The organism is Streptococcus australis, assembly GCF_047463015.1.
Taxonomy (GTDB): domain Bacteria; phylum Bacillota; class Bacilli; order Lactobacillales; family Streptococcaceae; genus Streptococcus; species Streptococcus australis_F.
The window spans coordinates 79,155-89,918 of sequence record NZ_JASHER010000008.1 but is presented as its reverse complement, the minus strand read 5'-3'; the positions used below and the strand labels follow the sequence as shown (position 1 = coordinate 89,918).

Annotated in this window: 12 protein-coding genes, 1 tRNA gene and 1 rRNA gene; 13 read left to right on the top strand and 1 reads right to left on the bottom strand. The window is 40.8% G+C overall.

Annotation, left to right across the window (positions count from 1 at the left end):
- Positions 1–11 precede the first annotated feature (11 nt).
- Together rrf and QM873_RS08260 are read left to right on the top strand one after the other, a co-directional pair.
- A 5S ribosomal RNA gene (gene rrf / locus QM873_RS08265) occupies positions 12–127 on the top strand.
- A gap of 5 nt (positions 128–132) precedes the next feature.
- Positions 133–206, top strand: a tRNA-Asn gene (locus QM873_RS08260).
- Positions 207–278: 72 nt separating this feature from the next.
- Here QM873_RS08260 and QM873_RS08255 read toward each other — a convergent pair.
- Positions 279–1,628: an aspartate kinase gene (locus QM873_RS08255; protein WP_306474913.1), complete on the bottom strand. Its 1,350-nt coding sequence runs from the start codon at positions 1,626–1,628 to the stop codon at positions 279–281.
- Positions 1,629–1,841: 213 nt separating this feature from the next.
- On the opposite strand from QM873_RS08255, the gene QM873_RS08250 reads away from it, so the two are divergent.
- From QM873_RS08250 to QM873_RS08200, 11 genes are all read left to right on the top strand, one after another.
- Entirely contained in the window at positions 1,842–2,633 is a 792-nt protein-coding gene (locus tag QM873_RS08250; protein WP_342992187.1) for an enoyl-CoA hydratase, read from the top strand.
- Between the two features lie 98 nt (positions 2,634–2,731).
- Positions 2,732–3,166, top strand: coding sequence for a fatty acid biosynthesis transcriptional regulator FabT (gene fabT, locus QM873_RS08245; protein ID WP_042507432.1), 435 nt, complete (start codon positions 2,732–2,734; stop codon positions 3,164–3,166).
- Positions 3,166–4,140 (top strand): beta-ketoacyl-ACP synthase III, encoded by a 975-nt coding sequence (locus QM873_RS08240; protein ID WP_414279141.1) that lies wholly within the window; start codon positions 3,166–3,168, stop codon positions 4,138–4,140. The genes fabT and QM873_RS08240 overlap by 1 nt, the downstream gene beginning before the upstream one ends.
- 55 nt (positions 4,141–4,195) lie before the next feature.
- Positions 4,196–4,420, top strand: a complete 225-nt coding sequence (locus tag QM873_RS08235) for an acyl carrier protein (protein WP_003003892.1) — start codon at positions 4,196–4,198, stop codon at positions 4,418–4,420.
- Positions 4,421–4,530: 110 nt separating this feature from the next.
- On the top strand, positions 4,531–5,496 hold the full coding sequence (fabK, locus tag QM873_RS08230; protein WP_048688761.1) for an enoyl-[acyl-carrier-protein] reductase FabK: 966 nt from the start codon (positions 4,531–4,533) through the stop codon (positions 5,494–5,496).
- Between the two features lie 24 nt (positions 5,497–5,520).
- A complete protein-coding gene (fabD, locus tag QM873_RS08225; RefSeq protein ID WP_023022238.1) occupies positions 5,521–6,441 on the top strand; it encodes an ACP S-malonyltransferase in 921 nt (306 codons plus the stop codon).
- 11 nt (positions 6,442–6,452) lie between these two features.
- Positions 6,453–7,187: a 3-oxoacyl-[acyl-carrier-protein] reductase gene (gene fabG / locus QM873_RS08220; RefSeq protein ID WP_023022240.1), complete on the top strand. Its 735-nt coding sequence runs from the start codon at positions 6,453–6,455 to the stop codon at positions 7,185–7,187.
- 18 nt (positions 7,188–7,205) lie between these two features.
- The gene (fabF, locus tag QM873_RS08215; protein ID WP_023022242.1) at positions 7,206–8,438 is read left to right on the top strand and encodes a beta-ketoacyl-ACP synthase II; all 1,233 of its coding nucleotides are present in this window, start codon (positions 7,206–7,208) and stop codon (positions 8,436–8,438) included.
- Position 8,439: 1 nt separating this feature from the next.
- Positions 8,440–8,922 carry an acetyl-CoA carboxylase biotin carboxyl carrier protein gene (gene accB, locus QM873_RS08210; protein ID WP_023027706.1) on the top strand — a complete coding sequence of 161 codons (483 nt, stop codon included), beginning with the start codon at positions 8,440–8,442 and terminating at the stop codon, positions 8,920–8,922.
- Positions 8,919–9,341, top strand: coding sequence for a 3-hydroxyacyl-ACP dehydratase FabZ (gene fabZ / locus QM873_RS08205; protein WP_006596902.1), 423 nt, complete (start codon positions 8,919–8,921; stop codon positions 9,339–9,341). The genes accB and fabZ overlap by 4 nt, the downstream gene beginning before the upstream one ends.
- A gap of 10 nt (positions 9,342–9,351) precedes the next feature.
- Complete coding sequence (locus QM873_RS08200; protein ID WP_023027707.1) at positions 9,352–10,719, top strand: acetyl-CoA carboxylase biotin carboxylase subunit; 1,368 nt, start codon at positions 9,352–9,354, stop codon at positions 10,717–10,719.
- Positions 10,720–10,764: the final 45 nt, after the last annotated feature.

Genomic DNA, 10,764 nt, shown 5'->3' with positions numbered 1-10,764 from the left:
ATCATTCAGAGTTAAGTGACGATAGCCTAGGAGATACACCTGTACCCATGCCGAACACAGAAGTTAAGCCCTAGAACGCCGGAAGTAGTTGGGGGTTGCCCCCTGTGAGATATGGTAGTCGCTTAGCTTTTTTCCGCCATAGCTCAGTTGGTAGTAGCGCATGACTGTTAATCATGATGTCGTAGGTTCGAGTCCTACTGGCGGAGTAAGTGCCCGAAAGGGTTTTTTTATTTTTCTTTTTTATTAGATAAGTAAAAAAGGTTCTTTCGAACCTTTTTTTAGTTAAAGAATACATTGTATAGAGCTTTTATGGCTTGTTTTTCTTGTTCTTGATTAACTACAAACATGATAGAAACTTCACTGGATCCTTGGGAAATCATTTGGATATTAATGTTGTTTTCTGATAAAGCTTTCGTAGCTGTTGCAGTTACACCGATCTGATTTTTCATATTTTCTCCTACTATCATGATAATAGAAAGATCATGTTCGATTTCTGCATAGTCCACTTGTAAGTCTTGGATTAAATGTTTTAAGATTTCTTGTTCTTTAATTGGGGTTAATTCTTTTGAACGGAGAATGACCGACAAGTCGTCAATACCTGTTGGCATGTGATCCCAACTGATGTTCAAATCTTCTAAAATTTGTAATAGTTTTCTACCAAAACCGACTTCTCTATTCATCAGGTATTTGGTGGTATTAATGCTGACAAATCCAGAATCTCCTGCAATTCCAACAACTTTAACATTTTCATCGGTATGGTTCAGCACAATCTTCGTACCTGGATGTTTTGGATTGTTGGTGTTCTTGATCACCATTGGAATCTTTCCACGATAGGCTGGTACCAGTGCTTCATCATGGAGGACACTAAAGCCAGCATAGGCTAATTCCCGCATCTCCTTATAGGTTAACTCAGGAATAGAATGTGGCTGTTTGATAATGCCTGGGTGAGCTGCAAAAATACCATCGACGTCTGTAAAGTTCTCGTAGAGATCTGCTTTAACTCCCGCTGCGATAATTGATCCTGTAATATCAGAACCACCTCTTGAAAAAGTACAGACTTGGCCTTCTTTAGTAATTCCAAAGAATCCAGGGATCACTAAAATTTCATTATGGTTTCTCAGTTCTTCAATCTTATCGTAACTAGAAGGAAGAATGCGGGCATTGCAAGGTTCACTTGTTACAAAGATACCTGCATCTTTTGGATGGATATATTTTGCTTCTAATCCCTTTTTTACAAAGTAAGCTGCGATGAGTTTCGCATTGTTGTTTTCTCCAGCTGCTAAGAAGGTATCATATAAGAAAGTGTTGTCAGACTTGGGAAGTGTTGCAAGGGATTTGATATCTCTAGCAATCTCTTCGATAATTTCCTCGTCTAAGTCTAACTCCTCTGTAATAGATCGATAGCGATTGATAATCCATTCTTGACTTTGGTTCGTATCTTTTCCGTTGGTATATTCTTTAAAATACTTGATGAGGGCATCTGTGACTTTTGTGTCCTCCGCATTGCGTTTCCCTGGAGCAGAAACGACCACGTATTGACGGGCTTCATCTTCTTTAACGATATTGAATACTTTTTCTAACTGGGTAGCAGATGCTAATGAACTACCACCAAATTTAACTACTTTCATGTGGACTCCTTTACACAACTTTCTTTAAATTATACCAAAGATAGAGCTTGGTTACAATCTAAAACAGCACTGCTATCAAGCAAGTCTTTCGGCTGAGACACTTTGTTATGAAAATGTAATTTACTTCTCAAAGTAGTTGTGCTAAAATAATATAAAAATAAATAAGTTCAACTATCAAACAATTTGAACAGCTAATTAGTAAAGAGGTGGCTTATGGTGTTCGAAACGATTATATATTCTGTTGAAGAGGATCTCGCATCTATTATTTTAAATAGACCTGAGGTTTCAAATGGTTTTAACATTCCAATGTGTCAGGAAATCCTTGAAGCATTAGAATTAGCTGAGAAGAATCCAGATATTCGTTTTATTCTATTTAAAGCAGTCGGTAAGGTTTTTTCGGTTGGTGGTGATTTAGCAGAGATGAAGCGGGCTGTCGATGCCGATGATATCGATTCGTTAACGCAAATTGCGGAATTGGTTAATCAAATCTCTAAAAAAATGAAGCAACTTCCAAAACCTGTGATTATGGTAGCAGATGGTGCGGTTGCAGGAGCAACTGCTAATATGGCAGTAGCAGCAGATTTTTGTATTGCTTCTGATAAAGCGAAGTTTATTCAAGCATTTGTGGGAGTCGGTTTAGCTCCTGATGCTGGTGGTCTTTTCCTTTTAGGAAGAGCGATTGGTTTGAGTAGAGCAACTCAGTTAGCGATGACCGGTGAACCATTAGGTGCTGAAAAGGCTCTGGAATATGGCGTTGTGTATAAGGTTTCTGAAGTAGATAAATTAGACAAGACTGTTAACCAACTTCTCATGAAGTTAAGACGTAGCTCAGACAATTCTTTTGCTGCGATTAAAGAGTTGGCCTGGTCTAGCATGCTGACTGATTGGGATCGCTATGCTGAAATTGAGTTGAGATTGCAAAGAAATCTATCTTTAAAAGAAGACTTTAAAGAGGGAGTTATTGCCTATTCAGAGCGTCGACGTCCAAAATTTATAGGAAAATAAAAACGTAAAATTTTTATGTTTTTGTTGTTGAGTCTTGCTATTTGCTTTGAATTTTGATAAAATTCGATTATCAAAGTAATGAATAGGGGGTGTGGTTTTTGAATTTTCAACTAGTCAATGATTACCTTACATCCATTTTTAACAACGTTTTAGTCATCGAAGAAACTAGTTTACGTAGCAGTCGATTTAATGATGTTTCTATTAAGGAAATGCACACAATAGATGTCATCGGCTCAACACCAAACGCAACTCCAAGTGATATTTCGCGTTCGTTAATGGTAACGTTAGGTACAGTCACAACCAGTTTAAATAACCTTGAACGAAAAGGTTATATTGAACGAACCAGATCTGAAGTTGATCGTCGGGTTGTCCATTTGAGTTTGACCAAAAGAGGAAAACTCTTGTATCGGCTTCACCAACAATTTCACAAGCGGATGGTTAATCAGATTATCGATGGGATGTCTCCAGATGAACGGAAAGTGATGCAAAAAGGGTTGCAGAACCTTTATCGTTTCTTGGAGGATTTGAAATAATGACTTTTGCAAAAATTAGTCAGTCAGCCCATTATGCGCCAATCCAAGTGATTTCCAATCAGGATCTTTCTGAACGGATGGATACCAGTGATGAGTGGATTGCTAGTCGGACAGGAATTCGGAAGCGTCATATTTCTCAATCAGAATCAACCAGCGATTTAGCTACGGAAGTGGCTCGTCGCTTGCTTGAAAAAAGTGGTTTACAAGCGGATCAGTTGGATTTTATCTTTGTTGCTACGATTTCACCGGATTCCATGATGCCATCTACAGCTGCTCGTGTTCAAGCTAAAATTGGTGCCTCTAAAGCCTTTGTTTTTGATTTGACCGCTGCTTGTAGTGGATTTGTATTTGCGCTTGCGACTGCTGAAAAGTATATTCGCTCTGGCCAGTACAAACGAGGAATCGTTATCGGAAGTGAAACCTTATCGAAAGTGATCGATTGGGAAGATCGGACAACAGCAGTCTTGTTTGGGGATGGTGCTGGCGGTGTTTTATTGGAAGCTTCCGAGCAACAAACTTTTTTAGCAGAAAGTCTGTTTTCAGACGGTTCCCGTGGAGAAGTTCTTCAATCATCATCTGTTGGTTTATCTTCACCATATTCTGATAAGGAAGAAGATAAAAAATATTTGTCAATGGATGGGAGAGCAGTCTTTGATTTTGCCATTCGGGATGTGGCTAAGAGTATTAAAAATACGTTAGCAGATGCTCCAGTGCCTGTTGAAGAGATTGATTTTTTTCTTCTGCACCAAGCAAATGACCGTATCTTAGATAAAATGGCTAAGAAAATCGGGGTTGATCGGGAAAAACTTCCTGCAAACATGATGGAATATGGTAACACGAGTGCCGCAAGTATTCCAATTTTATTATCGGAGTGTGTCGACCAAGGACTGATCAAATTGGATGGAAGTCAAACAATTCTTCTGTCTGGATTTGGTGGAGGTTTGACATGGGGCTCACTTCTTGTTACAATCTAGTTAAACATGTGGTAACACATTTTAAAAATTTTTTATTATTTTAAGGAGGCCAATCATGGCAGTATTTGAAAAAGTACAAGAAATTATCGTTGAAGAACTTGGTAAAGAACCATCAGAAGTAACACTTGAGTCTACTTTTGAAGATCTTGAAGCTGATTCATTGGATTTGTTCCAAGTGATTTCAGAAATTGAAGATGCATTCGACATTCAAATTGAAACTGAAGAAGGATTGTCTACTGTAGGTGACCTTGTTGCTTACGTAGAAGAAAAAACTAAATAATAATGGATGAGAGTATCGAAAGATATTCTCTCTTGTTTAGGTAATAGTTTGACGCTCAAAGCAAAGAACCGCTTTCAAACTATTACTTAAGCGAAAATGAGGAAGGTACTATGCAAACACGAATTACAGAATTATTAAACATTAAATATCCAATTTTCCAAGGTGGTATGGCTTGGGTAGCAGATGGAGATCTTGCTGGAGCTGTATCCAATGCAGGTGGTCTTGGGATCATCGGTGGAGGAAATGCACCTAAAGAAGTTGTCAAAGCGAATATTGATCGTGTCAAATCCATTACTGACAAACCTTTTGGGGTGAATATCATGCTCCTCTCTCCTTTTGCAGATGACATTGTTGACTTGGTTATCGAAGAAGGGGTTAAAGTTGTTACCACTGGTGCAGGGAATCCTGGGAAATATATGGATCGTTTCCACGAAGCTGGCATTACCGTTATTCCAGTTGTACCTTCAGTAGCTTTAGCAAAACGGATGGAAAAACTAGGTGCGGATGCTGTGATTGCTGAAGGAATGGAAGCAGGTGGGCATATTGGTAAATTGACGACCATGACCCTAGTTCGTCAAGTGGTTGAAGCTGTCTCTATTCCAGTTATTGGTGCTGGTGGTGTAGCAGATGGTGCTGGAGCGGCTGCGGTCTTCATGCTTGGAGCAGATGCTGTTCAAGTAGGAACACGCTTTGTCGTTGCTAAAGAATCAAATGCTCACCAAAACTTTAAGAATAAAATCTTGAAAGCTAAGGACATTGATACAGTGGTGTCTGCGTCGGTTGTTGGACATCCAGTTCGTGCGATTAAGAATAAATTGGCTTCTGCCTATAACCAAGCTGAAAAAGATTTCTTGGCTGGTAAGAAGACTCAAGAAGAAATTGAAGAACTTGGTGCAGGTGCACTTCGCAATGCTGTTGTGGACGGAGATGTCGATAACGGATCTGTCATGGCGGGGCAAATTGCGGGTCTTGTAAGCAAAGAAGAAACCTGTGCTGAAATCTTGGAAGATATCTACCTTGGGGCTGCTAAGGTGATTCAGAAAGAAGCAGCTCGCTGGGCTGATGTGAAATTCTAACAAGTAAAGGAAAGGAAGAGAACAGTGACAAAACGTGCCTTCTTATTTGCTGGTCAAGGTGCTCAAAAATTGGGGATGGCTAGTGACTTGTATGCAACCTATCCAATTGTCAAGGAAACCTTTGATACCGCAAGTCAGATTTTGGGTTATGATTTACGAAAATTGATTGATTCTGACGAAGAAAAGCTCAATCAAACACGCTATACCCAACCGGCTATTTTGACAACCTCAGTTGCTATTTATCGTCTGTTGGCAGAAAAAGGAATTACACCGGATATTGTGGCGGGTCTTTCTCTAGGAGAATATTCTGCTTTAGTTGCTGCGGGCGCTCTTTCTTTTGAAGAAGCGGTTGCCTTGGTTTCTAAACGGGGTGAATTTATGGAAACTGCTGCACCTGCTGGAAGTGGGAAGATGGTAGCAGTTATGAATACAGATCCTGCCTTGATTGAAGAAATCTGCCAGAAGGCTTCTGTGAAGGGAGTTGTTACCCCCGCAAACTACAATACCCCTGCTCAAATTGTAATTGGTGGAGAGGTTGAAGCTGTAGATTATGCAGTTGAATTATTACAAGAAGCGGGCGCTAAGCGTCTAATCCCACTCAATGTCTCTGGTCCCTTCCATACAGCTTTACTCGCTTCTGCTAGTGAGAAACTAGCGACTGAACTTGAAAAAGTTACTTTTAAGGACTTTACCTTGCCTTTGGTTGGGAATACAGAAGCGCAGATTATGAAATCAGACGAAATCAAAACATTATTGGCTCGCCAAGTGATGGAGCCCGTTCGTTTCTATGATTCGATTGCGACGATTCAAGAATTTGGAGTAGATGAAGTGATTGAGATTGGTCCAGGGAAGGTCTTGACTGGCTTCTTGAAAAAAATCGATAAAACTCTTCCAACAAAAAATGTTGAGGATCAGGCTAGCCTTGATGCTCTACTGAACGAATAGATGAGGTGACTATGGAACTGAAGAATAAAAATGTATTTGTTACTGGCTCAAGTCGAGGCATTGGATTGGCTATTGCTCGTAAATTTGCTTCAAAAGGTGCTAACATTGTCTTAAATAGTCGTGGAGAGCTCCCAGCAGGCCTAGTAGATGAATTTGCCTCTTACGGTGTGAAAGTTGTTGGCGTTACTGGGGATGTATCCCAAGCTGCGGAAGCGAAGCGAATGGTGGCGGAAGCGATTGACGCACTTGGGTCAGTAGATATTCTTGTCAACAATGCTGGGATTACCAATGATAAGCTCATGTTAAAATTGACGGAAGAAGATTTTGAGCAAGTCTTGAAGGTGAATTTGACTGGTGCTTTTAATATGACACAATCAGTCTTAAAACCGATGACCAAAGCACGTGAAGGTGCTATCATTAACATGTCGAGTGTTGTCGGTCTGACAGGAAATGTTGGACAAGCTAACTATGCAGCCTCAAAAGCTGGTTTGATTGGTTTTTCTAAATCGGTAGCGCGTGAAGTAGCTGGTAGAAATGTCCGAGTCAATGTCATTGCGCCGGGCTTCATTGAGTCTGATATGACAGAAGGACTTCCGGAAAAAATTAAAGAAATGTCTCTCGCTCAAATTCCAATGAAACGATTTGGAAATACAGAAGAAGTAGCAGATGTTGCAGTCTTTCTTGCGACTCAAGAATATCTAACAGGGCAAGTCATCGCAATTGATGGTGGCTTAACCATGCAATAAAAAGAGGTAGGTTTTGAAATGAAATTAAATCGTGTTGTTGTAACAGGCTATGGCTTGACATCTCCAATCGGAAACACTCCAGAAGAATTTTGGAATAGCTTAAAAGAAGGAAAAATTGGAATTGGTCCGATTACAAAATTTGACCACAGTGACTTTGCTGTTCATAATGCAGCTGAAATCCAAGATTTCCCATTTGATAAATACTTTATCAAAAAAGATACAAACCGCTTTGACAACTACTCATTATATGCTTTGTATGCCGCTCAAGAAGCTGTGAATCATGCAGGTTTAGATGTAGAAGCTATTGATAAAGATCGTTTTGGTGTCATTGTTGCTTCTGGTATCGGTGGTATCAAAGAAATCGAAGATCAAGTGATTCGCTTGCATGAAAAAGGGCCAAAACGTGTCAAACCAATGACCCTTCCAAAAGCTCTGCCAAATATGGCATCTGGTAATGTTGCTATGCGTTTTGGAGCTAATGGAATTTGTAAATCGATCAATACTGCTTGTGCCTCTTCCAATGATGCGATTGGGGATGCTTTCCGTGCCATTAAATTTGGTTTCCAAGATTTGATGTTGGTAGGTGGTTCAGAAGCTTCTATTACGCCATTTGCAATTGCCGGTTTCCAAGCCCTAACAGCTCTTTCAACAACAGAAGATCCAACTCGTGCTTCTATTCCATTTGATAAAGATCGGAATGGATTTGTAATGGGTGAAGGATCAGGTATGTTGGTACTTGAAAGTTTGGAACACGCTGAAAAACGTGGTGCAACCATTCTTGCTGAAGTGGTGGGCTACGGTAATACCTGTGATGCTTACCATATGACTTCTCCACATCCAGAAGGTCAAGGTGCTATCAAGGCAATGAAGTTGGCTTTGGATGAGGCAGAAATTGAACCAGCTCAAGTTGATTATGTCAACGCCCATGGAACCTCTACTCCAGCAAATGAAAAAGGAGAAAGTGGTGCAATCGTTTCTGTATTTGGTACAGAAGTTCCAGTATCTTCTACAAAATCATTTACAGGTCACCTCTTGGGAGCAGCAGGGGCAGTTGAAGCTATTGCGACAATTGAAGCAATTCGCCATCAATATGTTCCAAAAACTGCTGGAACACAAGAGTTATCAGATTATATTGAAGCCAATGTCATCTTTGGTGAAGGGCAAGAACGTCCGATTTCCTATGCTATTTCCAATACATTTGGATTTGGAGGACACAATGCTGTCTTAGCCTTTAAACGTTGGGAGGGATAAAGTGAATATTCAAGAAATTAAAGACCTAATGAGTCAATTTGACCAATCCAGTCTTCGTGAATTTAGCTATCAAAATGCAACGGATGTGCTATCATTTAGTAAAAATACTGGCAGTGTAGCTAGCTCGCAACCTGCTACGCCAGCTCCTGTAGTTCAGGAAGTGGCGCCCGCTGTTGAAAGCCCTGTTGTTCTCGCAGAAGAACCAGCTGCTCCGTCAGCTCCAGAAGTTGCTCCAACAGTAGCAGCAGAAGGGGAAGTAGTTGAAAGTCCTCTTGTCGGTGTAGCTTATTTAGCTTCAGGTCCAGATAAACCAGCTTTTGTTCAGGTTGGAGATAGCGTTTCAAAAGGCCAAACTTTATTGATTATTGAAGCAATGAAAGTCATGAATGAAGTTCCTGCGCCAAGAGATGGAATCGTCACTGAAATCCTTGTTTCAAATGAAGAAATGGTCGAGTTTGGGAAAGGATTGGTACGGATTAAATGATCGATATTCAAGCTATTAAAGAGGCTCTTCCGCATCGCTATCCGATGTTGTTGGTGGATCGCGTCCTTGAAACAAGTGAGGATACGATTGTAGCCATTAAGAATGTGACGATCAATGAGCCCTTCTTTAATGGGCACTTTCCAAGCTACCCAGTAATGCCAGGTGTCCTCATTATGGAAGCCTTGGCACAAACTGCCGGTGTCTTAGAATTATCCAAACCAGAAAATAAAGGGAAATTAGTCTTTTACGCTGGAATGGATAAGGTTAAATTTAAAAAACAAGTCGTTCCGGGAGATCAGCTCGTGATGACGGCTACCTTTGTCAAGCGTCGTGGTTCGATTGCGGTCGTGGAAGCAAAAGCGGAAGTCGATGGGAAATTAGCTGCTAGCGGGACCCTAACATTTGCAATTGGTAACTAGGGAGGTTTCTATGTTCCGAAAAATTTTAATCGCGAATCGTGGTGAAATTGCGGTCCGGATTATTCGAGCTGCTCGTGAATTAGGAATTGAAACAGTCGCTGTCTATTCAACGGCTGATAAAGAAGCCTTGCATACCTTACTAGCGGATGAAGCAGTTTGTATTGGGCCTGCCAAGTCAACCGAGTCTTATTTGAACATGAATGCTGTTTTATCTGCAGCAGTTTTGACTGGATCAGAAGCGATTCACCCAGGATTTGGATTTTTGAGTGAAAATTCGAAGTTTGCCACCATGTGTGAAGAAGTAGGGATTAAGTTTATTGGACCATCAGGATCTGTTATGGATATGATGGGTGATAAAATTAATGCCCGAGCACAAATGATCAAAGCAGGCGTACCTGTGATTCCAGGATCAGATGGTGAAGTTCATACAGCTGAAGAAGCCTTGGAAGTTGCTGATCGGATTGGCTATCCTGTTATGCTGAAGGCGTCAGCTGGAGGTGGCGGTAAAGGTATCCGTAAAGTAGAACGGGCAGAGGACCTAGTTCCAGCTTTTGAATCTGCTTCGACAGAAGCTAAGGCGGCCTTTGGCAATGGAGCTATGTACCTTGAACGCGTCATCTACCCAGCTCGTCATATTGAGGTTCAAATTTTGGCTGACCAATTTGGACATGTGGTTCATTTGGGTGAACGGGATTGTTCCCTTCAAAGAAACAACCAAAAAGTCCTCGAAGAATCTCCATCCGTAGCAATCGGTAAGACAATTCGAGACCAAATCGGATCTGCAGCTGTCCGCGCGGCAGAATCTGTTGGCTATGAAAATGCTGGGACAATCGAGTTTCTTTACGATGAAGGTAAAGGCGAATTTTACTTCATGGAGATGAATACTCGGGTTCAAGTTGAGCATCCCGTGACAGAATTTGTCACTGGAATTGATATCGTGAAAGAGCAAATTAAGATTGCTGAAGGCCAAGAATTGTCTGTGCGTCAAGAAGATATCCAAATTTCCGGTCATGCCATTGAATGCCGGATCAATGCGGAAAATCCTGCCTTTAACTTTGCACCAAGTCCAGGAAAGATCACCAATCTCTACCTTCCAAGTGGAGGGGTTGGCTTGCGCGTGGATTCTGCAGTCTATCCTGGCTATACGATTCCACCTTACTACGATAGTATGATTGCCAAAATCATTGTCCATGGAGAGAATCGTTTCGATGCCTTGATGAAGATGCAACGCGCCCTCTATGAGTTGGAAATTGACGGTGTAATGACCAACAGTGATTTCCAATTGGATTTGATTTCAGATTCGAATGTGATTGCTGGTGATTACGATACCGCCTTTCTGATGGAAAAATTTTTACCAAATTATCAGAAAAATCAATAAGCATTGAACTTTGTAAATGTGAGATTCATTTTCACAAGGAATGAA